This is a genomic window from Stenotrophomonas sp. MMGLT7, from assembly GCF_021168555.1.
GTDB lineage: Bacteria > Pseudomonadota > Gammaproteobacteria > Xanthomonadales > Xanthomonadaceae > MMGLT7.
The window spans coordinates 1-25,665 of sequence record NZ_JAJOZS010000016.1 but is presented as its reverse complement, the minus strand read 5'-3'; the positions used below and the strand labels follow the sequence as shown (position 1 = coordinate 25,665).

20 protein-coding genes are annotated in these 25,665 nt (G+C 71.4%); 10 read left to right on the top strand and 10 right to left on the bottom strand.

The genetic code is table 11. From position 1 onward, the window contains the following. The first annotated feature begins 191 nt into the window (after positions 1 to 191). From LRX76_RS16245 to LRX76_RS18850, 7 genes are all read left to right on the top strand, one after another. Positions 192 to 1,316, top strand: coding sequence for a heparan-alpha-glucosaminide N-acetyltransferase domain-containing protein (locus tag LRX76_RS16245; RefSeq protein WP_231806674.1), 1,125 nt, complete (start codon positions 192 to 194; stop codon positions 1,314 to 1,316). Positions 1,317 to 1,420: 104 nt separating this feature from the next. Next, the gene (locus LRX76_RS16240; RefSeq protein ID WP_231806727.1) at positions 1,421 to 2,143 is read left to right on the top strand and encodes a GntR family transcriptional regulator; all 723 of its coding nucleotides are present in this window, start codon (positions 1,421 to 1,423) and stop codon (positions 2,141 to 2,143) included. Positions 2,144 to 2,180: 37 nt separating this feature from the next. Further along, the gene (locus LRX76_RS16235; RefSeq protein WP_231806673.1) at positions 2,181 to 3,455 is read left to right on the top strand and encodes a sugar MFS transporter; all 1,275 of its coding nucleotides are present in this window, start codon (positions 2,181 to 2,183) and stop codon (positions 3,453 to 3,455) included. 42 nt (positions 3,456 to 3,497) lie between these two features. Further along, entirely contained in the window at positions 3,498 to 4,565 is a 1,068-nt protein-coding gene (locus tag LRX76_RS16230) for a LacI family DNA-binding transcriptional regulator (protein ID WP_231806672.1), read from the top strand. A gap of 8 nt (positions 4,566 to 4,573) precedes the next feature. Continuing rightward, a complete protein-coding gene (locus LRX76_RS16225) occupies positions 4,574 to 5,620 on the top strand; it encodes an SIS domain-containing protein (RefSeq protein WP_231806671.1) in 1,047 nt (348 codons plus the stop codon). Positions 5,621 to 5,631: 11 nt separating this feature from the next. Then, positions 5,632 to 6,795, top strand: a complete 1,164-nt coding sequence (gene nagA / locus LRX76_RS16220) for an N-acetylglucosamine-6-phosphate deacetylase (protein WP_231806670.1) — start codon at positions 5,632 to 5,634, stop codon at positions 6,793 to 6,795. Between the two features lie 494 nt (positions 6,796 to 7,289). Next, positions 7,290 to 8,720 (top strand): S41 family peptidase, encoded by a 1,431-nt coding sequence (locus LRX76_RS18850; protein WP_231806669.1) that lies wholly within the window; start codon positions 7,290 to 7,292, stop codon positions 8,718 to 8,720. Positions 8,721 to 8,762: 42 nt separating this feature from the next. Here LRX76_RS18850 and LRX76_RS16210 read toward each other — a convergent pair whose 3' ends face one another. The 3 genes from LRX76_RS16210 to LRX76_RS16200 are packed head-to-tail and all read right to left on the bottom strand — an operon-like array spanning position 8,763 to position 12,315. Continuing rightward, positions 8,763 to 10,019 (bottom strand): multifunctional CCA addition/repair protein, encoded by a 1,257-nt coding sequence (locus LRX76_RS16210; protein ID WP_231806668.1) that lies wholly within the window; start codon positions 10,017 to 10,019, stop codon positions 8,763 to 8,765. Positions 10,020 to 10,052: 33 nt separating this feature from the next. Beyond that, positions 10,053 to 10,292 carry a hypothetical protein gene (locus LRX76_RS16205; protein WP_231806667.1) on the bottom strand — a complete coding sequence of 80 codons (240 nt, stop codon included), beginning with the start codon at positions 10,290 to 10,292 and terminating at the stop codon, positions 10,053 to 10,055. Between the two features lie 28 nt (positions 10,293 to 10,320). Beyond that, the gene (locus LRX76_RS16200) at positions 10,321 to 12,315 is read right to left on the bottom strand and encodes a transglycosylase SLT domain-containing protein (protein WP_231806666.1); all 1,995 of its coding nucleotides are present in this window, start codon (positions 12,313 to 12,315) and stop codon (positions 10,321 to 10,323) included. 197 nt (positions 12,316 to 12,512) lie between these two features. On the opposite strand from LRX76_RS16200, the gene LRX76_RS16195 reads away from it, so the two are divergent. Beyond that, entirely contained in the window at positions 12,513 to 15,395 is a 2,883-nt protein-coding gene (locus LRX76_RS16195) for a TonB-dependent receptor (RefSeq protein ID WP_231806665.1), read from the top strand. Between the two features lie 1,093 nt (positions 15,396 to 16,488). Here LRX76_RS16195 and LRX76_RS16190 read toward each other — a convergent pair. The 4 genes from LRX76_RS16190 to LRX76_RS16175 all read right to left on the bottom strand — a co-directional run bounded on the left by LRX76_RS16190 (position 16,489) and on the right by LRX76_RS16175 (position 20,122). Then, on the bottom strand, positions 16,489 to 17,262 hold the full coding sequence (locus LRX76_RS16190; RefSeq protein ID WP_231806664.1) for an endonuclease/exonuclease/phosphatase family protein: 774 nt from the start codon (positions 17,260 to 17,262) through the stop codon (positions 16,489 to 16,491). A gap of 16 nt (positions 17,263 to 17,278) precedes the next feature. Then, positions 17,279 to 18,100 (bottom strand): thiol:disulfide interchange protein DsbA/DsbL, encoded by an 822-nt coding sequence (locus tag LRX76_RS16185; RefSeq protein ID WP_231806663.1) that lies wholly within the window; start codon positions 18,098 to 18,100, stop codon positions 17,279 to 17,281. 290 nt (positions 18,101 to 18,390) lie between these two features. Further along, positions 18,391 to 19,041, bottom strand: a complete 651-nt coding sequence (locus LRX76_RS16180) for a thiol:disulfide interchange protein DsbA/DsbL (RefSeq protein ID WP_231806662.1) — start codon at positions 19,039 to 19,041, stop codon at positions 18,391 to 18,393. A 292-nt stretch (positions 19,042 to 19,333) separates the two neighbouring features. Next, a complete protein-coding gene (locus LRX76_RS16175) occupies positions 19,334 to 20,122 on the bottom strand; it encodes a c-type cytochrome (protein ID WP_231806661.1) in 789 nt (262 codons plus the stop codon). 203 nt (positions 20,123 to 20,325) lie between these two features. Between LRX76_RS16175 and yihA the strand changes: the two genes are divergently transcribed. Next, entirely contained in the window at positions 20,326 to 20,958 is a 633-nt protein-coding gene (gene yihA, locus LRX76_RS16170; RefSeq protein ID WP_231806660.1) for a ribosome biogenesis GTP-binding protein YihA/YsxC, read from the top strand. A gap of 196 nt (positions 20,959 to 21,154) precedes the next feature. Here the strand turns inward: yihA and LRX76_RS16165 are convergent, their stop codons facing one another. The 3 genes from LRX76_RS16165 to LRX76_RS16155 all read right to left on the bottom strand — a co-directional run bounded on the left by LRX76_RS16165 (position 21,155) and on the right by LRX76_RS16155 (position 23,985). Further along, complete coding sequence (locus LRX76_RS16165) at positions 21,155 to 22,138, bottom strand: MBL fold metallo-hydrolase (RefSeq protein WP_231806659.1); 984 nt, start codon at positions 22,136 to 22,138, stop codon at positions 21,155 to 21,157. 158 nt (positions 22,139 to 22,296) lie between these two features. Then, positions 22,297 to 23,130, bottom strand: a complete 834-nt coding sequence (locus LRX76_RS16160; protein ID WP_231806658.1) for a helix-turn-helix transcriptional regulator — start codon at positions 23,128 to 23,130, stop codon at positions 22,297 to 22,299. 156 nt (positions 23,131 to 23,286) lie between these two features. Then, positions 23,287 to 23,985 (bottom strand): VIT family protein, encoded by a 699-nt coding sequence (locus LRX76_RS16155; protein WP_231806657.1) that lies wholly within the window; start codon positions 23,983 to 23,985, stop codon positions 23,287 to 23,289. Positions 23,986 to 24,224: 239 nt separating this feature from the next. Between LRX76_RS16155 and LRX76_RS16150 the strand changes: the two genes are divergently transcribed. Further along, entirely contained in the window at positions 24,225 to 25,589 is a 1,365-nt protein-coding gene (locus tag LRX76_RS16150) for a glutamate--cysteine ligase (protein WP_231806656.1), read from the top strand. Positions 25,590 to 25,665: the final 76 nt, after the last annotated feature.

The window sequence follows — 25,665 nt, the reverse complement described above, 5'->3', positions numbered from 1 at the left end:
TCCCGCTCTTCCGGATTCTCTGGCTGCTCTTGTCTGGCTGTTTTGGTAGGAGCGACCTGTAGGAGCGACTTCAGTCGCGATGGGGCTCTACCGGTAGAGCCCCATCGCGACTGAAGTCGCTCCTACAAGTCCCTCCTACAAGTCGCTCCCACGGCCGCTCCCACGGGAATTTCACGTATCGAGACCCTGCAATGACCGCCCCGAAGAAAGAGCGCTTCCTCTCGCTGGACGTGTTCCGCGGCCTGACCATCTTCCTGATGATCCTGGTCAACACCGCCGGCCCCGGTGCCGAACCCTACGCGCAGCTCAGGCATGCCGCCTGGTTCGGCTTCACCCTGGCCGACCTGGTGTTCCCCTCGTTCCTGTTCGCGGTGGGCAGCGCGATGAGCTTCGCGCTGGATACCGGCATGCCGTCCGCCGCGTTCGTGCGCAAGGCCGGCCGCCGCGCGGTGCTGATCTTCCTGTGCGGGTTCGCGATGTACTGGTACCCGTTCTTCCACGTCCAGGCCGACGGCAGCTGGGCGTTCAACGCGCTGGGCGATACCCGGGTGATGGGGGTGCTGCAGCGCATCGCGCTGTGCTACCTGCTGGCGGCGCTGCTGGTGCGCTGGCTGCCGTTCAAGGCGCTGCCGTGGGCCGGCGCGGCGCTGCTGCTGGGGCACTGGGCGATCCTGTACGCATTCGGCCAGCCGGGCCTGGAGCTGGACAAGCTCGGCAACGCCGGCACCCGCCTGGACCTGTGGCTGCTCGGCCGCGAACACCTGTACCGCAAGGACGGCGGCTTCGATCCGGAAGGCGTGCTCGGCACCCTGCCGGCCACCGCCAACGTGCTGGCGGGCTACCTGGCAGGGCGCTGGCTGCAGCGCAGCGGCAAGAATGCCGCATCGGTGCGCACGCTGCTGCTGGCCGGTGCGGTGCTGGTCGCACTGGCGCTGGCGTGGAACCCGTGGCTGCCGCTGTCCAAGAAGCTGTGGACCGCGCCGTTCGTGCTGTGCACGGTGGGGCTGGACCTGCTGGCGATGGCGTTGCTGGTGTGGTGGGTGGAACTGCGCGGGCAGGTGCGCGGCAGCGGCTTCTTCACCGTGCTGGGACGAAACCCGCTGGCGATCTACCTGTTCTCGGAACTGTTCGTGGTCACCCTGCAGATGATCCCCGCCGGCGCCGGCATGGGCGTGTACGACTGGATCGGCGTGCGCGTGTTCCAGGCGATCGCGCCGGGCGCGGCCGGATCGCTGCTGTGCGCGCTGGCCTACACCATGGCGTGCTGGGCGGTGGGCTGGTGGATGGACCGCCGGCGGCTGTACCTGCGGCTGTGAGCGCAGGGGTGCGCACCCGCCAAATTGGTACTATATTGGATATAACGAATCCGAACGGACCAGGGGGAGCCATGGCCAAACCCAAGCAGGAAGCTGACCCGCGGCTGGACGAGCTGAGCCTCGATCCGGCGGCCCCCACGCCCTTGTACCTGCAACTGGCGGCCAAGCTCGGCGACGAGATCCGCGGTGGGAAATGGCGCGGCGGCGAGGCACTGCCGGCCGAGCGCCACCTGTGCGAGAAGCTGGGCATCTCGCGGGTGACCCTGCGCCAGGCGGTGGACGCGCTGGTCGAGCAGGGGCTGGTCACTCGCCGCCAGGGCGCCGGCACCTTCGTCTCCTCGCAGATCCAGCACCAGCTCAGCGGCCTGACCAGCTTCAGCGAGACGCTGCGGCTGAAGGGCTTCGAGCCCGGTACGCGCTGGCTGGAGCAGCGCCTGCGCCCGGCCCACGGCGAGGAGATCCTGCGCCTGGGGCTGTCGCCGGACACGGTGGTGGCCGCGCTCACCCGCCTGCGCAGCGCCGACGGCCGGGTCATGGCCTACGAGCAGGCGGTGCTGCCGCAGCACATCGTGCCCGACCCGGCCGCGGTGGGCGATTCGCTCTACGCCTATCTCGACGCCCGCGGCCACGCGGTGGTGCGCGCGCTGCAGTACTTCCGCGCGATCAACCTGCCGGCACGGCTGGCCGGCCACCTGGGCATGAAGACCGGCGAGGCGATCCTGCACGTGGTGCGCGTGGGCTACACCCGCGACGGCAGTGCGATCGAGCTGACCGACACCTACTGCCACAACGACTACTACGACTTCGTCGCCGAACTGCGACGCTGACCCCCGCCCGCCGTATCCACCCCGGAGCCGCCGCCCCATGTCCACCGCCAGGCCAGCCAGTCCCGTCGCTTCCATCGCCATCGTCGGCGTGCTGTTCTTCGTCATGGGTTTCTTCACCTGGATCAACGGCCCGCTGATCACCTTCGTGCGGCTGGCGTTCGACCTGGACGAGGTCAACGCGTTCCTGGTGCTGATGGTGTTCTACCTGTCGTACTTCTTCCTGGCGCTGCCGTCGTCGTGGATCCTCAAGCGCACCGGCATGAAGAAGGGGCTGGCGCTGAGCCTGCTGGTGATGGCGTGCGGGGCGGCGGCGTTCGGCCAGTTCTCCACGCAGCGCTGGTACCCCGGCGCGCTGGGCGGGCTGTTCGTGATCGGCGGCGGCCTGGCGCTGCTGCAGACCGCGGTCAATCCCTACATCTCCATCCTCGGCCCGCATGCGAGCGCGGCGCGGCGCATCGCGCTGATGGGCATCTGCAACAAGACCGCCGGCATCCTCGCGCCGATCCTGATCGGCACCGTGGTGCTGCACGGCATCGGCGACCTCGCCAGCGAGGTCGCGGCGGCCGACGCGGCGACCAAGGCGGCGCTGCTGGACCAGTTCGCCGCCAAGATCCATGCGCCGTACCTGCTGATGGCCGCGGTGCTGGTGCTGCTGGCCATCGGCGTGCTGTTCTCGCCGCTGCCCGAGCTCAGGGCCGCCGAGGTCAACGCCACCCCGGTCGGCGCCGCCGCGCCCGCGCGTTCGAGCATCTTCCACTTCCCGCACCTGTGGCTGGGCGTGCTGTGCCTGTTCGTCTACGTCGGCGTGGAGGTGATGGCCGGCGACGCCATCGGCACCTACGGCCACGGCTTCGACCTGCCGCTGGACCAGACCAAGCTGTTCACCTCGTTCACCCTGGCGGCGATGCTGGCCGGCTACCTGGTGGGCCTGGCGCTGATCCCGCGCTGGATCTCGCAGCAGGGCTACCTGAGCGTGTCGGCGGTGATGGGCGTGCTGTTCTCGATCGGCGCGCTGCTGAGCCACGGCTACGTCTCGGTCGGCTTCGTCGCCGCGCTGGGCTTCGCCAACGCGATGATGTGGCCGGCGATCTTCCCGCTGGCGATCAAGGGCCTGGGGCGCTTCACCGAGATCGGCTCGGCGCTGCTGGTGATGGGCATCGCCGGCGGCGCGATCATTCCGCAGCTGTTCGCCGTGCTCAAGCAGCACCACGACTTCCAGGCGGTGTTCGCCGCACTGATGGTGCCTTGTTATCTGTACATCCTGTACTACGCGCTGCGCGGGCACCGCGTCGGCATGCCGGCGCAGGGCTGACAGGGCATCATGGCCGGAACACACACCAGCAACGGGCAGGGCATGCGCAGACCCACGATCAAGGACGTGGCCGAGCGCGCGAAGGTCTCGCTGAAGACCGTCTCGCGCGTGATCAACAACGAGCCGTCGGTGATGCAGGCCACGCGCTCGCGCGTGCTGCGCGCCATCGCCGAGCTGGACTACGAGCCCGATCCGTCCGCGCGCAACCTGCGCAGCGGCACCCCGTTCGTGATCGGGCTGGTCTACGACAACCCCAACCCGTACCACATCATCGGCGTGCAGAACGGCGTGCTGGCCGCCTGCCGCGAGACCGGCTTCGGCCTGCAGATCCATCCGTGCGATTCCACCTCGCCGCTGCTGGCCGACGAACTGGCCGAGTGGGTGCAGCGCTCGCGCCTGGCCGGGCTGGTGCTGACCGCGCCGATGTCCGAGCGCAGGGAACTGGTGGCCAGGCTCGCCGCGCGCGGCATCAAGACCGTGCGCATCATCGCCGCCACCGAGGACCCGGGCGACGGCCCGTGCGTGTTCGTCGACGACCGCGCCGCCGCCTACGAGATCACCGAGCACCTGGTCCAGCTCGGCCACCAGCGCATCGGCTTCCTCTGGGGCGGGCCGCAGCACCGCTCCAGCGGCGAGCGCCACGCCGGCTACGAGGCGGCGCTGCACGACTACGGCATCGAGCTGGACAAGCACCTGGTGGTGCCGGGCGACTACACCTTCGACGACGGCTTCCGCGGCGCGCGCCGGCTGCTGGCGCTGCGCGCGCCGCCGACCGCGATCTTCGGCTGCAACGACGAGATCGCCGCCGGCGTGCTGGCGGCGGCGCGCTCGGTGGGCATGAACGTGCCCTACGACCTGTCCATCGCCGGCTTCGAGGACAGCCCGTTCTCGCGCCAGTCGTGGCCGGCGCTGACCACCGCCAAGCAGGCTACCGAGGACATCGCCCGCCATGCCGCGCGGCTGCTGATCGCGCAGCTGCGCAGCGACGCCTACGACGACGATGCCGAGTCGCTGCACAACCAGGGCTTCGTGCCGCAGCTGGTGGTGCGCGGCTCGACCGCGCCGGTGCCGCCGCGCAACTCACGCCCCATCGCCACCGAGACCGAATGAACCTGCCCATGGCATTGCCCGCCGAAGACCAGACCCTGATGTACCGCGAGGCGGCGCAGTCCGCCGACGTGGTCGCCGCGCAGTTCGCCCGCAACCGGCCGGTGGTCGAGGCGCTGGCGGCGTCGCTGCGCGCCGCGCCGCCGCCGTTCGTGGTCACCTGCGCGCGCGGCAGCTCCGACCACGCCGCCACCTATGCCAAATACCTGTTCGAGACCCGGCTGGGCATCGTCACCGCCTCGGCGTCGCCGTCGGTGGGCTCGGTGTACGAGGCACCGCTCAGGCTCGCCGGGGCGCTGTACCTGGTGATCTCGCAGTCGGGCAAGAGCCCGGACCTGCTGCGCAACGCCGAGGCCGCAAAGGCCGCCGGCGCGCGCGTGGTGGCGCTGGTGAACGTGGAGGACTCGCCGCTGGCGGCGCTGGCCGATACCGTGCTGCCGCTGGCTGCCGGCCCGGAGAAGAGCGTGGCGGCGACCAAGAGCTACCTCGCCTCGCTGGCGGCGATCCTGCAGCTGGGCGCGCACTGGAGCGGGGATGCCGGGTTGTTGGCCGCGCTGGACGCGCTGCCCGGCGCGCTGCGCCAGGCCTGGCAAGCCGACTGGTCGTCGCTGGCCGACGGCCTGGTCGATGCCACCAACCTGTTCGTGCTCGGCCGCGGCCTGGGCCTGGCGGCGGCGCAGGAAGCCGCGCTCAAGTTCAAGGAAACCTGCGGCCTGCATGCCGAGGCCTACAGCTCGGCGGAAGTGAAGCACGGGCCGATGGCGCTGGTCGGCGCCGGCTTCCCGGTGCTGGCCTTCGCCCAGCCCGACGAGACCGGTGCCGGCACCCGCGCCGCCGCCGAGGAGTTCGGCAGGCGCGGCGCGCGGGTGTGGCTGGCCGCCGCCGACGGCCAGTCCGGCCCGGGGCAGGCGCTGGCGCTGGCCGAGGTGCCGCACCCGGCCTGCGCGCCGCTGCTCGTCATCCAGAGCTTCTACCGCGCCATCAACGCGCTGGCGCTGCGGCGCGGTTTCAATCCGGACCTGCCGCCGCACCTGAACAAGGTCACCGAAACCGTATGACCGATGTACACATGACCTCCGCTCATCCTACCCTGGCCCTGCACAACGGCCGCATCCTCGCCGGCGACGGCTTCCGCGACGACGCGGCGGTGCTGTTGCACGACGGCCGCATCCAGGCCGTCGTCGCCGCCGGCGATCCGCGCGTGGCCGCCGCCGAGGCGCGCTTCGACCTGGACGGTGGCACCCTGCTGCCGGGCTTCATCGACATCCAGGTCAACGGCGGCGGCGGTGTGCTGTTCAACAACGACACCTCGCCCGAGGCGCTGGCCACGATCGCCCGCGCGCATCGACGCTTCGGCACCACCGCCCTGCTGCCGACGCTGATCAGCGACACCGCCGAGGTGATGGCCGCCGCCATCGCCGCCACCCGCCGGGCAATCGCCGATGGCGTGCCGGGCATCCTCGGCATCCACCTGGAAGGGCCGTACATCAACCCGGTGCGCAAGGGCACGCACGATGCCAGCAAGCTGCGCCTGCCCGATGCGCACGAGATCAAGGTGGACACCTCGCTGGGCAACGGCGTCACCCTGGTGACGCTGGCGCCGGAACTGGTGCCGCACGCCGACATCCGCGCGCTGGTCGCGGGCGGTGCCATCGTCTTTGCCGGCCACAGCGCCGGCAGCTACGCCGACGCGCGCGCCGGCATCGCCGCCGGTATCCGCGGCTTCACCCACCTGTTCAACGCGATGTCGCAACTGGTCGGGCGCGAGCCCGGCGTGGTCGGTGCTGCGCTGGAGGATCAGGACACCTGGCTGGGCATCATCGCCGACGGCGTGCACGTGCACCCGGCCAGCCTGCGCGTGGCGCTGGCGGCCAAGGCGCGCGGCAAGGTGATGCTGGTCACCGACGCGATGCCGCCGGTGGGCTCGGACGAGAAGAGCTACCTGCTCAACGGCGAGATCGTCACCGATGTGGACGGGGTGATCCGCAACAGCGCCGGCGCGCTGGCCGGCTCGGCGCTGGACATGGCCACCGCGGTGCGCAACGCGGTGGCGTGGCTGGGCGTGGACCTGGCCGAGGCCTCGCGCATGGCCTCGCTGTACCCGGCGCAATGCCTGGGGCTGGACGACCGCCTGGGCCGCATCGCGCCGGGCCTGCAGGCCGACCTGGTGCTGCTGGACGACGCGCTGAGGGTGCGTCACACCTGGATCGCTGGCGAGGGCGAGCAGGCCTGAGGCACACTGCAGAAGCTCTACAACGCCTTCGGCCGCATCCGCAGGCGCACCGCTGTCCGGGCACGTTTCGTCGCCGGGATACCGAATGTCCGGAATGCAAGGCTCTCCGTGTACCTGGGCAGCTTCGGGACTCGGATCGAGGCTTATGCGGCCAACCTTGGTTATCGTCACCCTCGCGCAGGCTGGGATCCAGGGACTTCCGTGCAGATCGAGGCAATGCCCATGGGCTCCCGCTTGCGCGGGAGCGATGATCGGAGTTTTTCCGGATAGCAGTTTGTGCAGGCGGGGACCTTGGTGCCTGTGCCTTGAAAGATGGTTGCCCGGAGATTCCGTGGCTGGCTGATTGCACCGCGAAAGTCGCGGGATCTCCGCCTGCGTGGGGAAGATGAATTCACTATTCCGAGCATGAGTCGCACCGCTCCGGCTGACAGTTGCTTGGTCCAGCGTTCTTCTGAAATGTCCGGATCCGATACGCTCCACGCACTGGCATCGTCGTGGCTATCATCGGCACCTGTCATTCGCAGGAGGCGTACATGGGGGGCGCAAGACGTATTGCGGCCGGGGTGGGGATCGTGGCCTGGATGTGGGCCGCATGGGCAGTGGCCGGGGATGCCGCCACTTGGTGGCTGGCCGCCGGGGGCGCGGATTATGCCGTCGAGCAGGCACGCGGCGATCCACGCGACGCGGACGGCGCGGCGCTGACGCTGCGCGCCGCCGGAGTGCCGGCCGCGCGTTTTGGCAGCAGTGGTTTCCGTCTGCCGGCCGATGCCTTCGTCGGCAGGCGCGTGCGTCTTTCCGCCGATCTGCTGACTACCCAGGCACAAGGCCGGGCCGGGGTGTGGCTGCGCGTGGATGGCGATGGCGGCAAACGGCTGGGATTCGCCAATTCGCTGGAACAGCCGCTGCCAACGGGGCAGGCGGCCGAGCGCGAACTCACGCTCGATGTCGTCGAGGGGGCACGCACGATCCTGCTCGGCACTCTGCTGGAAGGGCAAGGCGAAGTGCAGGCGACGTCGCTGCGGTTGCGGCCGGTGCAGCGGCCGCCCGGCGAATCGGCCCAGGCCATCCTCGACGTCGCCCTTCCCGCCATCCGCGACCATGCCCTGCATGCCTCACGCATCGACTGGGAACGTACCGAACGCGAATTGCGCCCACGCATTGCCACGATGGCGCCGCTCCAGGCCTATGCCGAGTTGCGTACGCTGCTGCGGCAGCTCGGCGATGGCCACAGCTTCGTGCTCGATCCCTGGCAGTCGCGGCAACGACGGGAGCGGGCGCGTTCGGCACCGTTGCCGCAGGTGAAGGCCGATGGCGACGGCATCGGCCGGATCGTCGTGCCGGGTTTCGGCAGCCCGGACGACGCTGTCGAACAGGCGTTCGTGCGCGCCCTGCACGAAGGCATCGGCAAGGTCGCGCCACTGGCGCAGTGCGGCTGGGTGCTGGACCTGCGCGGCAACCGTGGCGGCGACATGTGGCCGATGCTGGCCGGGTTGCGGCCACTGCTGGGCGATGCCGATCTCGGTTTCTTCGAGGGCAGGACGGGGCGCTCGCCGCCGTGGCGGGCGGGGGCGAACGTCGCCATGGCCACCTCGACGTCCCCCGATCTCACCCGCGCGCCGGTGGCGGTGCTGTATGGGCCGCATACCTCCAGTTCGGGCGAGATCGTCGCCATCGCGTTCCGCGGGCGCGAGCGTACCCGTTCGTTCGGTCAGCCGACCTCGGGCCAGACCACCGGCAATCGCTCCTTCGAACTGCCTGGCGGTGGCCTGCTGGCGGTGGCCGCTACGCACGACCTGGATCGCGGCGGGCGCGTCCACGATGGCCGGCTGCAGCCCGATGTCGTCATCGACGACGCGGCGCAGGCCGAACGTGTGGCGATGGACTGGCTGGTAGGGCTGGGCTGCGCTGCCGATTCGGGGAACTGATCCGATCGTTGATGCCGAGCGATGCGGTTTCGCTGGTCGGTCTCAGCCGTCGTTTCGATCGGCGTCGGCGATAGGTGAGCGCCGCGCGGCCGCGATCGCCGCTACCCGCGCCTTCGCCAGGGCCTCGCCGATCTGCGGGCCTTTCAGTCCCTGCGCGGCGAGGTCGCGCGCGTTGACCGCGAGTGCGGCCGCGTGCAACCGCCGCAGTTCCGCGCCCTGCGGGTGCGGCTTGTCCTCGCTGCCCAGGCGGCCGCGCGCGTCGGCCTCGCACACCAGCGCCAGCCGGGCGATGCGCTCGGGCCGGCGGAAGCCGTCGCAGCGTTCGAGCAGCTCCAGCACGGTCTTGTCGCGCAGCTCGGGCAGGCGGTGCACGTTGAGGTGTTCGTGGCAGGCGATGGCGGCCAGCTGGCGATGCTCGTTGGGTACTCTCAGGCGTCCGCACAGCGCCGCCAGCGGCTTCAGCCCGCGCTGCTCGTGCATCACGTGGCGCGGCCACTGCTCGCGCGGGGTCAGCGCCTTGCCCAGGTCGTGGGTCAGGGCGGCGAAGCCGACCATGTCGTCGCCCGGCGCCAGTCGCGCGGCCATGTCGCTGACCAGTTCCTGGTGGCGGCCAGTGTCGATCTCGGGATGGAACTCGGCGCGTTGCGGCACGCCGTACAGCGCCTCCAGTTCGGGCAGCACCGCGCCGAGCGCGCCGGCCTCGTGCAGCGTGCGCGCGAAGGCCGACGGCTGCGCCGCGGCCAGCGCCTTGCGCAGCTCCTGCCATACCCGCTCGGGCACCAGCGCGTCGAGTTCGCCGCTGGCGGCGATCCGGCGCATCAGCTCCAGCGTTTCCGGCGCGACGGTGAAGCCCAGCGGGGCGAAGCGGGCCATGAAGCGGGCCGCGCGCAGCACCCGCAGCGGGTCCTCGACGAAGGCCGGACCGACATGGCGCAGCACGCGGTCCTCGATGTCGCGCACGCCGCCGTAGGGATCGACCAGCTCGCCGCTGGCCTCGTCGCGGGCGATCGCGTTGAGGGTGAAGTCGCGCCGCTGCAAATCCTGCTCCAGCGTCACCGACGGATCGGCATCGACCACGAAGCCGCGGTAGCCGCGCCCGGACTTGCGCTCGGTGCGCGCCAGCGCGTGTTCCTCCTGCGTGCGCGGGTGCAGGAACACCGGGAAGTCGCGGCCCACCGGCCGGTAGCCGGCATCGAGCATCTGCTGCGGCGTGGCGCCTACCACCACCCAGTCGCGGTCGCCGGGCGGCAGGCCGAGCAGGGCATCGCGGACGGCGCCGCCGACGAGATAGGTCTTCATGGCAGTCATGATGCCCGAGTGCGGCCGCGCGGCTCAGCCATGGCCGCGCGCGCCAGGTACGAACGGGCCGATCACGAACCACGCCGCGCCCACCAGCCACGGCAACGGGAAGTACAGGCGGATCTGTTCGGCGCTGCAGCTGCTGCCGAAGCCGTTGTCGAGGAACAGGTGCGACTTCCAGCCCTCCAGCCGGTCGGCACCGCCCCAGCGCAGCACCCGCAGCACGAACAGGGTGGAGGCGGCGAACAGGCAGCACCGGGCCAGCAGGCTCATGCGCGCGTGCGCCCGCAGGTCGCCGGCATCAGCGCGAACCGGTGTCCGCCGCCGCCGCGGAGGCGGTCGGGCACACGAACGTCTTGCGCGTATCGACCAGGCGGCCGAGCATGCGGTCGCTCACCGGCAGGGCGTCGCCGGTGAGGCGCCAGTCGTAGATCACGCTGAAGGCGAGGATGCGCGCCACGTAGTCGCGCGTCTCCTTGTAGCTGATGGTCTCGATCCAGAAGTCCGGGTCGTGGCTGGGGCGCTGCCCCTGCCAGCGCGCGGCGGGGGTGGGGCCGGCGTTGTAGGCGGCCATGGTGACGTAGGGCAGGCCGTACTTGTCCAGCAACTGGCGCAGGTAGGCGGTGCCGATGGCGATGTTGGTGTCCGGGTCGTACAGGCTGGCGGCGCCGCCGTAGCCGGACAGGCCGATGCTGCGCGCGACCTGGGCGCCGGTGGCCGGCACCACCTGCATCAGCCCCATCGCATTGGCCGGCGAGCGCGCGCGGGTATTGAACACGCTCTCGGCGCGGATCTCGGCGGCGACCCAGGCCGGATCGATGCCGTTCTTCGCCGATTCGCGGCGGATGCTGTCGCCGTGGTGCAGTGGGAAGCGCAGCTCGTACAGGCGCAGCTCGTCGGGCAGGCTTTCGCCGGAACGGCTGCGGCCCAGCGAGAACACCGCGCGGTCGAACCAGCCCACGTCCTGCGCGGCTTCCACCGCCAGCCGTCGCTGGGTGTCGTCCAGGCGGGTCAGCGCATCGTTCCATTCCGCCGTCGCCCAGCCGGCGCGGTCGAGCTGGAACAGCTCCAGCGCGCGCACCAGCGCCGGGTCGCGCGCCACCGCGGCGCGCGCCTGGGCGCTGTCGTCCGGCGTCCACGGGCACAGTGCGTAGGGCTGGCCGAGCTTGTCGGCGGCGAGGAAGCCGTGGAAGGTCGGCGAGGTCGCGGCATCGCGGTAGGCGCGCTGTGCGGTGGCGTTGTCGCCGGTCTTCTCGGCCAGCCGCGCCTGGAAGTAGGTCCAGCGCGAATCCTGGCGCTGGCTGGCCGGCATCCTGGCGATCGCCGCCAGCGCCGCCTTCCAGTCGCCGCGCGCCATCGCCTCGCGCACGCGCCATTCGTGCAGGCGCTCATCAAAGGCGGCATCGGGCACGGCGTTGAGCCGGCGCGCGGAATCGGGCAGGTAGGAGGCCACGGTCCACAGCGCGATCTGGTACAGCACCGGGTTGCGCTGCTCGGCACCGAACTGCAGTGCGTTGGCGATCTGCGGCAGCAGCGCCTCGGCGGCGTCGGGATCGTTGCGCGCCAGCTTCTGCAGGCCGGCGGCGGCGATGCGGCGGCTGCGCTCGGTCTTCGGCCAGGACGCCGCCCGGGCGTCGGGCTTGTCCAGGTAGGCGGCGTAGTCGTTGGCCTGCGCCAGCTCGGCGGTGGGCAGGCCGCGCGCGGCGGCGCGCATCACCGCCGGTTGCTGCGCCTCGGCGGCGGCTTCCAGGCGCTGCCAGCGCAGCGCATCGGTCATGCCGCCGCGTGCGACGAGCACGGCGAACACCGGGTCGCAGGCGTCGGGCAACGACTTGCCGTTGCTGCGCCACAGTTCCTGCGCCTCGGCGGTCCATTGCGCATCGGCCTTGCCGGTGGCCTGGCGGGCGTTGAGCTGGGCGCAGCGCAGGCCGAGGTTGCTGGTGGGTTTCCAGTTGGCCAGCAGCGCCGGCCAGTCCTGGCGCCGGGCCAGGGCCGGCAACCACACGCCGCGGAAGGCCTCGGCCACCGGCTGGCCGGCGTAGCGCGCCAGGAATTCCTGCGCCTGGGCGTTGCCGACGCTGTCGATGTCGCGGCGAAGGCGCGCGTACTGCAGCCATCCGTACAGCGGGTGGCGCTGGAACGCCGACGCCTGTGCATCGCCGAGGGTTCCCTGCTCGGCGGCGGCGAAGGCGTCGCGCAGCGCGCTGCGCTGGGCCGACAGATCCTGGGCCGGGGCGGGGGCGCTGGCACAGGCGGCCAGGGCGAGGAGCAGCAGGGGAAAGGCGCGGTAGATCATGGCCGGAACATATCTCGGGCTGGATGAATGGGCTGTTTTCATTGTCCCGCAGGCGGATTGGCAGGATTTGCCGGGATGGTTCGTTTCGCGGCGATGACAAAGATGTCCTTGCCTGCGATTCACGATTTGTTTACAACGTCGCAGCCGTTTCGGATCGGGGACGACGCGGCCATCCATCCTCATCGGAGCCACGCTGCATGAAGCGTCCGCATCGCCGCTGGCCGGCATCGGCTGTCCCACTGTCGCTGTCGCTGCTGGCCGCCGGCGGCGCTTGCGCGCAGGAGGCGGCCGATGCGCAGTCGTCCCTCGCTACGCTGGAACGGCTGCAGGTCACCGGCACCCGCATCCGCACCGCCGAGCTGGAAGGCCAGGTGCCGGTGCAGGTGGTCGGCCGCGCCGAGATCGAGCGCAGCGGCCTGGGCTCGATCGGCGAGGTGCTGCAGCAGCTGACCGCGTCGGGCTCGGCGCTCAACGCCAAGTTCAATTCCTCCGGCAACTTCGGCTTCCCGCCCGATGGCAGCAGCGTCGGTGCCGGCTCGGCGCAGGTGGACCTGCGCCACCTCGGCGCCAAGCGCGTGCTGGTGCTGGTGGACGGCATCCGCTGGGTCAACGAGTCCTCCGCCTCGGGCGTGGGCTCGGCCACCGACCTGAACACCATCCCGCTGGCGCTGGTGGAGCGCATCGAGGTGCTCAAGGACGGCGCCTCGTCGCTGTACGGCTCCGATGCCATCGCCGGCGTGGTCAACATCATCACCCGGCGCGAGTACGACGGCACCCAGGTGACGATGAACTACGGCCAGTACGGCCGCGGCGACGGCACCAGCCGCGGCTTCGACCTGGCCTGGGGCCGCAGCGACGCGCGCACCAGCCTGTTCCTGGGCGCCAGCTACGTGAAGCAGGACGGCGTCGACGCGCGCGACCGTGCGCAGTCGCGCTGGCCGGTGCCGGGCACCGGGCTGGCCTTCGGCAGTTCGGCCACCCCGGACGGGCGCTTCGTGTTCGTCGATCCGGACACCGGCGCCAGCCAGGACCTGGTCCCGAACGCAGGCGCCGGTACGCCGGCCTACGACGGCAGCGCCGGCTGCCAGCGCAGCGACGGCTACCACTGCTTCGGCACCGGCGATCGCTACAACTATGCCGAATCCAACCTGCTGCTCACCCCGTCCGAGCGCAAGGGCGTGTTCGGCCAGTTCCGCTACTTCTTCAACGACGACGTGCAGTGGTACCTCAAGGCGCTGGGCAACCGCCGCGAGTCGAGCAACCGCGCCGCGCCCGAGCCGATCCTCCTCGGCGCCGAGGCCGGCACCGGCAATCCGCTGGCCGACGCCATCGTCGTGTCCGCGCTGAACCCGTACAACCCGTTCGGCTTCGACCTGGACTCGGCCGGCAACTTGGCGCTGATCGGCCGCCGCCCGGCGGAGGGCGGCCCGCGCCTTTACCGGCAGACGGTGGACACGCAATACCTCGCCAGCGGCTTCGTCGGCACCTTCGAGAGTCCCGGGCGCACCTGGTTCTGGGACGTCAACGCGATGTACGGCCGCAACGACGCCGAGCAGGTCAACACCGGCAGCTACGACCTGTACAACATCAACCTGGCGCTCGGCGACCCGGCCGCGTGCGCGGCGGTGGCCGGCTGCGTGCCGCTGGACATCTTCGGCGGCGCCGGCAGCATCACCCCCGGGATGCTGCGCTGGATCCAGCCGGTGCTGCGCGACCGCAGCCGCAACGAGCTGGGCCTGTTCACCGCCAACCTGACCAGCGACCTGTGGCGGCTGCCGGCCGGGCCGGTGTCCTTCGCCACCGGCGTGGAGTACCGCCGCTACGAGGGCTGGTACCGGCCGGATGCGCTGACCGTGGCCGGCCACTACAACGGCGTGCCGTCGTTGCCGACCTCCGGTGCCTACAACGTCAAGGAGGCCTACCTGGAGTTGAGCGTGCCGCTGCTGGCCGATCCGGCGCGGGGCCAGGCGCTGGACCTCAGCGTGGCCGGCCGCTACTCGCGCTATTCCACCTTCGGCAGCGAGTTCACGCCCAAGTACGGCCTGCGCTGGCAGGTCGGCCGCGACCTGGTGCTGCGCACCACCTGGGCCGAGGGCTTCCGCGCGCCGACCATCGGCGAGCTGTACGGATCGGCCGCGCGCGCCGACCTGCAGCTGTCCGACCCGTGCTCGATCGGCCTGGGCGGCACCGCGCCGCGCGGCGATGCCGCCCACTGCGCCGCGCTGGGCGTGCCGGCCGGCTACCAGCAGGCCAATTCGCAGATCTCGGTGACCACCGGCGGCAACCGCGGCCTCGAGGCCGAACGCTCGCGCAGCTTCAGTGCCGGCTTCGTGTGGAGCCCGTGGTTCGGCAGCAACACGCCGTGGTCGCAGCGCTTCGACCTGGGCGTGACCTTCTACCGCCACCATGTCGATGGCGCGATCCAGGCGATCGATGCGCAGACCCAGCTCGACCTGTGCGTGGCCACGCTCGACGCGCTGTACTGCGACGGCATCGGCCGCGCCGCCAGCGGCGGCATCAACGGCTTCGACAACCGCCTGACCAACCTCGGCTCGATCAGGACCGACGGCTGGGACGTGGAGCTGGGCTGGATCCTGCCGGAGACCGGTGCCGGCCAGTTCCGGCTGGACTGGCAGAACACCTTCGTCGGCCGCTACGAGGCCACCGGCGCGGGCGGCCAGCGCCAGCCGCAGCGCCCGGGCTGGGAGGTGGTGGACAGCGCCATCCCCGAATGGACCAGCAGCGCCACCCTGGCCTGGTCGCGCGGGCGCTGGAACGCGTCGTGGACGGCACGCCACATCTCCGCGCTGCGCGAGGCCTGCGGCGATGCGGTGGCGTTCGCCGCCTGCAGCGACCCGGAGGCCGGCATCAACCGGCTCGACGCGGTGACCTACCACGACCTGCAGCTGGGCTACCGCTTCGCCTGGCTCGGCGGCCTGCAGCTCAGCGCCGGGCTCAACAACGTCTTCGACAAGGATCCGCCGGCGTGCCTGTCGTGCTCGCTCAACGGCTACGACGCCTCGACCTACGACATTCCCGGCGGGCGCTACGGCTACGTGCGGGCGGACCTGAAGTTCTAGTGCATTCCCCGGTCGAGTACCTGCAGGACGCCGCAGGCGTCGTCGCTCCCGCGCAGGCGCGAGCCCGTTGAGCCTGCCGCGATCCGGACGCGAGGCGCTGGATTCGCGCCCGCCGCGGCCCGGGCAAGGCCGGAGGCCGCATCCGCGAGTGCGGTCGCGCGCCGGGCGCGTGCCCCGGGTGCGTCGCGCTCATGCGGCCCGGGAGCGTGGGCGCCGGAATGGCCGGTCTGATTCGAACAAAGGCGAACCGCAGCGCGCAGTTCGCTCGCATGCGCTCCTCGGTTCAATTGTCGTTTGATACTGAAAGCAGTGCTTTTCATGTTCATCGGAGTACTGAACTCAGGTCGGCATGCAAAACACCATCGCGGTCGCGGAGATCGAGCGGCGGGGAATGGCGGCGATCGAGGAAGGTCTTCGCCACGGTCCGGTGTGGATCATCAAGCGCAACAAGCCGGCGGCGGTCGTGCTGTCCGGGGAGGAGTATCTGCGTCTCACCGAGGGCCGGTCGCGGGTTCGTCCGGGCACCACGGCACTGCAATGGCTGTTGTCGCAGCCTGCCACCGAAGGCGGACATCGACGCCATGCTGGCCGAAGAGTGCGGTTGGTGATCGCATTTTTCGATGCCAGGGCCCTGATCTACCTGATCGAGGGCAGAGCCTTTCGCGTCGAGCATGCGCCGCCAGCTGGCTGTCGCGTCGCAGGCGCACCCCGATATGGGAACGGCGGCCAGTCGCCCGTCCTGGCTGGAATGCCGGGTGCGGCCACTCAGGCACAACGACGCCGTCACGCTCGGCCTGTTCGACGCGTTCTTCGCCAGGCCCGATCTGGTCTGGGTGGAGCTGGACCGCGACATAGTGGAACTGGCCATCGCCATCCGCGTGCGGCATGGGTTGCGTACTGCCGATGCCCTGCAGGCCGCGAGTCGCCTGCAACTGGGGCCGGATCATCTGCCGTTGACGGGCGACAGCTCGTTCCGGCGCGTCCACGGACTCAACGTGTCGATCCTTGCCCGATGGCCTGAGAACAGGCATCCGCCTGCCGTGGCCGGCGCTCGACCTGCCGGGGATCCGCAGGCCGGCCGTGTGTCCGGCGTCTACAGCGAACGAAGCGTATGCGCCGGCACCTGGATGTTCATCGCCACCGCCAGGTGGTCCGAATGCGCGGCCGGCAGCGCCTCGGTGTCCAGCGTGCGCAAGCCGTCGCTGACCAGGATGTGGTCGATCGCCTTCTCCGGGCGCCAGCTGGGGAAGCTGGGCACGATGCAGCCGGGCGGCTGCAGCCGGGTGTGGCGGTACAGCGCCTGCATCTCCGGGCGGTCGGCCACGCAGTTGAAGTCGCCCATCAGCACCGCGTTGGGGTACTGCGACAGCAGTTCGGCGATGAAGGACAGCTGCGCGATGCGCGAGTTGGCGCCCAGCGAAAGGTGCGCCACCGCCACCACCAGGCCGTCGTCGCCGTCGCCGAAGCGCGCCAGCAGCACGCCGCGCCCGCCGATGCGGCCGGGCAGGGCGTAGTCGCGCACTTCCACCGGCTCCAGCCGGCTGAGCAGGCCGTTGGCGCTGGAGGCCACCCCGCCCATGCGGCGGTTGGGCTGGTGGCTCCAGTAGCCGAACCCGGCCTGCTCGGCCAGGTAGTGGGTCTGGTTGGTGAACCCCGAGCGCAGGCTGCCGGGGTCGGCCTCCTGCAGCCCGACGATGTCGCGGTCGCGCGCCAGCCTGGCGATGGCGTCCAGGCTGACGCGCTTCTGTCCCGCCGGCAGCGCGTGCGACCAGCTGCGGGTCACGTAGTCGCTGTAGCGGCGGGTGGTGGATCCGGCCTGGATGTTGGCCGTCAGCAGCCGCAACGTTCGGGTGGGGGTGGGGGTCACGGCGGTTTCTTGCTGCTTACTGGCCGGCGGCGCGCTCGCGGGCGATCAGGTGGTCGGCGATGCGCAGCATGTCCTCGTAGCTCTTGCCCTTGACCAGGTACTTGCCGTCCACGATCAGCGACGGGGTGCCGGTGATCTTGCTGCGGGCGGCGAACTGCTTGGCGCGGTTGATGCGCGCGTTGACGCCGAAGCTGGCCATGGTGTCGGCGAACTGCTTGGGATCGACGCCGTACTTGCCGTAGAAGTTGGCGATGTCCTGCACAGAGTCGCGGCCGCGCTCGCCCTTCAGGGTCTGGTCGACGTGGATCGCCTTGTACAGCGCGTCGTGGGTCTTCTCCTCCACGCCCAGCGACTGCGCGGCGTAGAAGGCGCGGGCGTAGTCGTCCCAGGTGCCGCCGAACAGCGCCGGCACGTAGACGAAGTTCACGTCGGCCGGCAGGCCGGCCTTCCACGGATCGACCAGCGGCTGGAAGCGCGCGCAGGCCGGGCAGACGTAGCCGAACACCTCGGCCACCTCGATCTTGCCGGCCACCGGCTGGAACGGCTGGCCGCCGTCGATCTCCAGGTAGTCGGTACCGGCCACCGGGGCAGGACCGCTGGGAGGCGTGGCCGCGGCGGCGGCAGGTGCCGGCGCTGCGGCGGTGTCGGCATCGGCCGGGGCCTCGCTGCCGGTGCCGGCGGCGGGGGCTGCGTCGGTGGGGGCGGGCGTGGCCTCGGCCGGCGCGGTCGCCGCCGGGGCATTGTCGGCCGCCGCGGTGTCGGCGCTGCCGTCCTGGGCCTTGCAGGCCACCAGGATCGGGAGGAGGGCAGTGAGTACCAGGGCGTAACGGATCTTCATGTGCGTGGGTCTCCAACCGGGAGCGGGAACGTGGCCGGCATCGGTGCCGGCCGAAGCCGACATGATGACATGCGGTCATCCGGGAACGGGATGATGCACCCCGCCGCGATGGTGACATCGTGCAGATGGCGCCGGCGGACCGGTCCGTCAAGCGCCGCCCCGCGCCCGGTGCACGGACGATTCAGCGGAGCGGCCGGGATTGGGGATTGGGGATTGGGGATTGGGGATTCCGGCAAATCGGGAACAGGGCTTCGCCAATCCCGAATCCCCCAATCCCGAATCCCGGCCCCTCAGCGCTCCCCGGCGGCGCGCTCCTGGGCCACCAGCGCATCGGTGATGCGCAGGATGTCCTCGAAGCTCTTGCCCTTCACCAGGTACTTGCCGTTGACGATGATCGTCGGCGTGCCGGCCAGGCCGCTGTTGCTGGCGAAGTCGCGCGCGACCTGCATCTGCCGGTCCACCTCGGGGCTGCGCAGCACCTCGACGAAGCGTGCCGGCTGCACGCCGTAGGCCGCGTAGAAGCCGGCCAGCTCCTCCGGCGAGACGTTCTGCATCGGCATGCTGCGCTTGTCGTGCAGCGCCTCGTACATGGCACGGTGGCTGCGCTTGGCCACGCCCAGGTCAGAGGCGGCGAAGTAGGCGCGGGCGAAGGCGTTCCACGGGCCGCCGAACGCGGCCGGCACCGGCGTCACCCGCACGTCCTGCGGCTGCTTGGCGGCCCAGGCCTCGAACATCGGCTCGAAGTGGGCGCAGTGCACGCAGACGTAGCCGAATACCTCGGCCACCTCGATCTTGCCCTGCAGCGGCGCGTAGGGCTTCGGCTCGGGGATCACGTCGTAGTCCACGCCGGGCACCAGCGCGGCGGGGGCGGCGCTGGCGGCCAGCGGGACGAGGAACGCCAGCATCAGGCAGGGCAGCAACAGGCGGGAGAGGGATTTCATCATGGCTCCGGTACAAGGTAGGCCGGCGCTCATGCCGGCGGGCAAGGGAGATCGTGGCGGCGCGGGCGGCTGGACGATGGCCGATTCTCGCCGATTCGCCGCCGCGGGGAAGGGGGTTGGATCAAGCCGCGGTGGAATCGGTCGTCGCGCAGGCGTGGCCGGAGGAGGCTCGCCGCACGTCAGCCTGCGCATGGCCAAGGCGAGCGCAGCGCGCCGGGGGCATGGCCATCCCCCTCGCCGTGGCGACCCGGGTGCGGCCTTCGGCCTTGCCCGGGCTGCCCGGGCCGGGGCGTCAGGGGGCCTGCGCCCGTTCCTGCGCGGCGGCGGCCTCGTCGTCGGCGCGGTCGTGCAGGCCCTGCAGGTAGCTGGCCAGTCCCTGGATCTCCTGCTCGGTGAGCGGCTTGGCCACCTGCGCCATGATCGCGGCCAGCGGCTGGTCGGCTCCCATGGCGCCGGCCTGGTACTCCTGCAGCCTGCGCGCCGTGTAGGCGGCGTACTGCCCGCCCAGGTGCGGGTAGGCCGGGCCCGGGTTGCCGGCGCCGGTGGGGCCGTGGCAGGCCATGCAGGCGGGGACGCCGCGCGCGGGGTCGCCGCCGCGGTAGAGCTTCTGCCCGATCTCGTAGAACTTCATGCCCGCGTACGGGCCTTCGTCGACCTCGGCGTCGTCGGCCAGGCCGCTGCCGGCGCGCTGGGTGGCGAACCAGGCGCCGAGGTCGCGCATGTCCTGCGCGGTGAGGTCCTGCACGAACGGCAGCATCACCGCCACCATGCCGTCGCTGCGCTGGCCGTTGGCCATCAGCGCCAGCTGGTGGGCGATGTAGCGCTCGCTCTGGCCGGCGATGCGCGGGTACATCTCGATCGGCGAGTTGCCGTCCACGCCGTGGCAGGCGGCGCAGACCGCGGCCTTGGCCTGCCCGGCCGCCGGATCGCCCCAGTCGGTCTTGGCCAGGTCGATTTCCAGCGGCAGCGTGCGCACCGGCTCGTTGTCCGGGACCGGGGTCACCGTGCTTTGCGCCAGGGCGACGGCGGCGAGGATGCAGGCGGCCAATGCGGCGGGGACGAGAACGCGAGCGTGGCGCATAGCTGAAGCTCCGTATGGCCTGGCCCGCATGGCGGCGAGGGCTGGAAGGCAGGCCGCCGGATTATTCCCCGCCGCGGTCGGCAGGGTCAACGAACACCGCAGCATCGCGGCGCCAGCGGCTGCCGGCCGATCCGCATACACTGGCGGCCCTGCGACCCGCTCCGCGCTGCCGTCGCCCTCCTTCCGCTTCGACGACCGCTGCCATGTCGCAACTGCTAGAACGTGCCCGCTACCTGCTTTCGGCCCACAACGCCGGGCAATTGCCCGAGGACGGCGGCTGGGAGGTCGCCTTCGCCGGCCGCTCCAACGCCGGCAAGTCCAGCGCGCTCAACGCGCTGACCCGCCAGAACGCGCTGGCGCGGGTCTCCAAGACACCGGGCCGCACGCAGCAGCTGGTGTTCTTCGAGGTGCAGCCGCAGCGCTACCTGGTGGACCTGCCCGGCTACGGCTACGCCAAGGTGCCGCAGGAGCTGCAGGCGCACTGGCAGGCCTTCATCGACCGCTATTTCCGCACCCGCGAGGCGCTCAAGGGGCTGGTGGTGGTGATGGACATCCGCCATCCGCTCAAGGACTACGACCTGCAGATGCTCGGCTACGCGGTCAATCGCGGGCTGCCGGCGCACGCGCTGCTGACCAAGGCCGACAAGCTCGGCCGCGGCCAGCAGGCGCAGACGCTGCAGAAGGTGCGCAAGGAACTGGCCTCGCGCTTTGCCGACTCGGTGACGGTGCAGGCGTACTCGGGCGAGTCCAGGCAGGGCGTGGACGAGGCGCGCGAGGTGGTCGGCGGCTGGCTGGGGCTGAATCCGGCTGTGGCGGACGAGACGCCGGCAGGCTGATCCAGGCGGCTTTTCCTTCTCCCGCTTGCGGGGGAAGGTGGCGCGCAGCGCCGGATGGGGGGGCTTTTGCGGTGGCTTTCCCGTGCTCCCGGCAGCCCCCATCCGCCCTTCGGGCACCTTCCACCCCGAGGGTGCCCAGCCCCGCAAGCGGGAGAAGGGGGCTTGCCTTGCTCACCAGCTCAAGGAGAGTGCCTGCCTACGGCGCCTCGGGCAGCGGCGAGAACTCGCCCGGCACCCAGGCGTAGGCCTGGTCCTGGCGACGCACATGGCCCAGCCCGGGGAACGGCATGTGCGCCCCGGCCACCCACCAGCCGCGGTCGGCCGCCTGCGCCAGCAGCGTCCTGCGCGAGGCGATCGCCGCGTCGCGGTCGCTGTCCGCCTCGAACGAGGCGTCCGGACGGGCGAACTGCACGGCGTGGTAGTGCACGATGTCGCCCCACACCAGCAGCCGCTCGCCCTGGCCGCCGTCGAACAGGTAGGACACGTGTCCCGGCGTATGCCCGTGCGAGTCCAGCGCGGTGGCGTTGCCGGGCAGCGCCTGGCCCGGCTTGAACAGCCGCAGGCGGCCATCGGCCCGGTACGGGGCGACGGCGTTGCGTGCCAGCGCGAAGGCCGGCCTGATGACCTCCGGCGCGCCCGCTTCCGAGGCCGGGTCCAGCCAGTAGGCCGCGTCGGCCTCGGACAGCCACAGCGTGGCGTTGGGATAGGCCTCGCGGCCCTGCTCATCGAGCGCGCCGCACAGGTGGTCGGGGTGGGCATGGGTCAGCAGCACGGCATCGACCTGCGCCGGGTCGTAGCCGGCCGCGCGCAGGTTGGCCAGCACCTGGCCCAGGCCCGGACCGAAGCAGCCGGCGGTGCCGGTGTCGACCAGCAGCAGGTGCGGCCCCTGCTGGATCAGGTAGGCGTTGACGGCGGTCTGCAGGCCCGAGGCATCCTCGGGGACGTAGCGGTGGTCGAGCAGGCGCGTCGCCTGTGCTGCATCGAGTCCGAGCAGTTGCCGCCGCGACAGTGCGACGGTGCCGTCGAACAGGGCGGTGACGTGCAGCGAGCCGATCACCTGGCGGTAGACGCCGGGGACCTGGACAGCGGGCGGGCCGGCCGGGACGACCGCCTGCGCGGCCGGGATGCAGCCAGCCAGGGCAAGCGCGGCCAGCAGGCGGCGGGACAGGGAAGACGGCATGGGACCTCCAGGGACTGGGCGGCGGTCGCCGCGGTGGGTCCATGCTGGCCGCGAACGCCTGCGCGAATCGCTCATTCGCCTGCGCCGGGCGCTCGGCGTGCGTGGGCGGGCCGCGTGCCCGGCCCTTCCGCCGATGGCGGGAGGATGCGCCGGCCGGCTCAGGCGTTGCCGATGTCCGCCGGGTCCAGGCCGTAGCGTTGCTGGAAGCGGCGGCTGAAGCTGCTGGCGGAGCGGTAGCCGACCTTGGCGGCCACGGTCTTCAGCGGCCAGCGGGTGGTGTAGAGCAGTTCCATCGCATGCGCGAGGCGGGCGTCGGCGACCAGCCGGCGCAGCGAGGTGTGCTCGGCCGCCAAGTGCCGGCGCAGGGTGGCGCCGCTGAGCCCGAGCAGGTCCTCGATGTCGCGCGAGCGCCAGTCGCGCTGCGGTTGCGCGGCGACCAGCGCGCGGACGCGCGCGGCAAGGCTGGGCGGCGGCGGCAACAACAGCGCGCTGTGGCCGCGCCGGCACAGCGCCACCACCAGCGCCGCCAGGGCGAGGCGGGCCTCGATGTAGCGGCCCTGCTCGAGGGACGCGCGCCACTGCAGCAGGGGCTGCTCGAACTCGGCCGCGGGCAGCTGCGCGATATCGCCGGTGTCGGCCGGCAGCGGCTCGTTCCACAGCGCGCGCGCGGCGACCAGCACCTCCTCGCACAACGGGATCACCGCGCTCAGGTAGGTACCGCTGGCGGGATCGGGGACATTGACCATGTCGATGCGGCACGGCTGGGCGACCAGCAGCAGGTCGCCCGGCACGAACTGCAGCGACCGCGTCGCGGTGCGCACCTGCTTGCGTCCCTGCAGCAGGATCGTCAGTTGCGGGCGCGGGATGTCCACCGAGCGGGCGCCGTGCTCGCGGCGCGCGCTGAGGCAGACGAAACCCTCGGCGCGGCCGCAGTCGACGAGTGTCGCCATCTGCGCGAGCAGGGCATGGGGGAAGGGCGTGGCAGTGTTCATGGCCGGGCGATGCTACATGGACGGGCCGGTGCGGGTCGGCCGAGCGCGATCCGCTGCCGCGGCGGGCGACGCGGACCCGGGATGCGGACGAGCCATGGTCTTCGTCCCGGGTGCGATTCGCCTGCCGCGGCTACGCGACTGCGATCACGACGCGCCTCAGAGGGCGGAGATATCGAAGAACTGGCCGATCAGCGCCGCGGCGGCCATCGCCAGCGCACCCCAGAAAACCACCCGCAGCGCGCCGCGCCACGGCGAGGCGCCACCGGCGCGGGCGGCGAGGACACCGGTGATCGAAAGGCCCACCAGCGTGACCGCGGTGGTCACCGCAGCGACGTGTTGCACCGGCGCCAGCAGCGCCGCGCCGATCGGCAGGATCGCTCCGGCGCAGAAGGCCGCGGCCGAGGCCAGTGCGGCCTGTACCGGCCGCGGCCGCAGCGCGTGGGTGATGCCCAGTTCGTCGCGTGCATGCGCGGCCAGCGCGTCGTGGGCGCTCAGCTCCTGCGCGACCTGCAGCGCCAGCGCGGCGGACAGGCCGCGCTGGCGGTAGATCGCGGCCAGTTCCTCCAGTTCGGCCTGCGGGCTCTGGTGCAGTTCGCGCCGCTCGATGGCCAGGTCGGCCTGTTCGGTATCGGCCTGGGTCTGCACCGAGACGTACTCGCCGGCGGCCATCGACATCGCCGCGGCCACGGTGCCGGCGACGCCGGTGGCCAGGATGGTGGCGGCCGAGGCCTGGCTGGCGGCCACGCCCACCACCAGGCCGGCGATGGAGACGATGCCGTCGTTGGCGCCGAGCACGGCCGCACGCAGCCAGCCGACGCGTCCGGCGCGATGCACTTCGGGGTGGTGTCGCGTCATGCGGTATCGGGGGTGGGGATCGGGTGCGCAGCTTAGCGAACGCGGCCGCCGCCACGCCGGATTGATTATCGGTTTGCGGTCGCGCACGGCTGCCGCGCGCCGGCCATGGCCGGCGGCGAATGGAAAACAGCAACCCCGTCGGTGGCGATACGGCGGTGACGGCCGGCACGCTATAGTCCCGCCCTTGCGAGACCGGGCCGCTGTCCTGGCCCCGTTCCCCCCGTCATGCGAGCCTGCCCTTGTCGAGTCCCAGCCACGTTGCCGATACGCCGATCACCGACCGCGCCCAGCTGGTCGCCACGCTGGCTTCCGGCGAGAAGCCGGCCGCGCAGTGGCGCATCGGCACCGAGCACGAGAAGTTCGGGTTTCGCCGCGACGACCTGCGCCCGCCGGCGTTCGACGGCGAGCGCGGCATCGAGGCGCTGCTGCGGGGGCTGACCCGCTTCGGCTGGACAGCGGACCAGGAGAATGGCCACACCATCGCGCTGCTGCGCGACGGCGCCTCGGTGACGCTGGAGCCGGCCGGGCAGCTGGAACTGTCCGGCGCCGCGCTGCAGACGGTCCACCAGACCCGCGACGAGCTGGGCCTGCATCTGCGCGAGGTCGGCGAAGTGGCCGGCGAGCTGGGCCTGGGCTTCTTCGGCATGGGCTTCCAGCCGAAATGGCGGCGCGAGGAAATGCCGTGGATGCCCAAGGGCCGCTACCGGATCATGCGCGACTACATGCCGCGGGTCGGCAAGCTCGGGCTGGACATGATGACCCGCACCTGCACGGTGCAGGTCAACCTCGACTACGCCGACGAGGCGGACATGGCGAAGAAGTTCCGCGTGTCGCTGGCGCTGCAGCCGATCGCCACCGCGCTGTTCGCCGATTCGCCGTTCACCGAAGGCCGGCCCAACGGCTACCAGAGCTGGCGCTCGCACATCTGGACCGACACCGACGCCGGCCGCACCGGCATGCTCGACTTCGTGTTCGAGGACGGCTTCGGCTACGAGCGCTACGTCGACTACCTGCTCGACGTGCCGATGTACTTCAGCTATCGCGACGGCACCTACGTCGATGCCGCCGGGCAGAGCTTCCGCGACTTCTTGGCCGGGCGGCTGCCGGCGCTGCCCGGCGTGCTGCCGACGCTGCGCGACTGGTCCGATCACATGACCACCGCCTTCCCCGAGGTGCGGCTGAAGAAGTACCTGGAGATGCGCGGCGCCGATGCCGGCACCGAAGACCGGTTGCTGGCGCTGCCGGCGTTCTGGGTGGGCCTGCTGTACGACGCCACCGCGCTGGACGCGGCCTGGGACCTGGTCAAGGACTTCACCCTGGCCGAGCGCCATGCCCTGCGCGACGGCGTGCCCAGGCACGGCCTGCGCCTGCCGTTCCGCAACGAGACCGTGCGCGAGCTGGCCGCGCGCGCGCTGGACATCGCCGTCGAAGGCCTGCGCCGCCGCGCCCGCATCGATGGCAGCGGCAGCGACGAGTCGCAGTACCTCGATCCGCTGCTGCAGATCGCCGGCTCCGGGCTCACCGCGGCCGACCGCAAGCTGGAGCTGTTCCACGGTGCGTGGCAGGGCAGCGTGGACCCGCTGTTCGAGGCGTTCGCCTACTGACCGCGGGCGGGCCCTCGTGCAGGAGCGACTGTAGGAGCGACTTCAGTCGCGATGGGGCTCTACCGGTAGAGCCCCA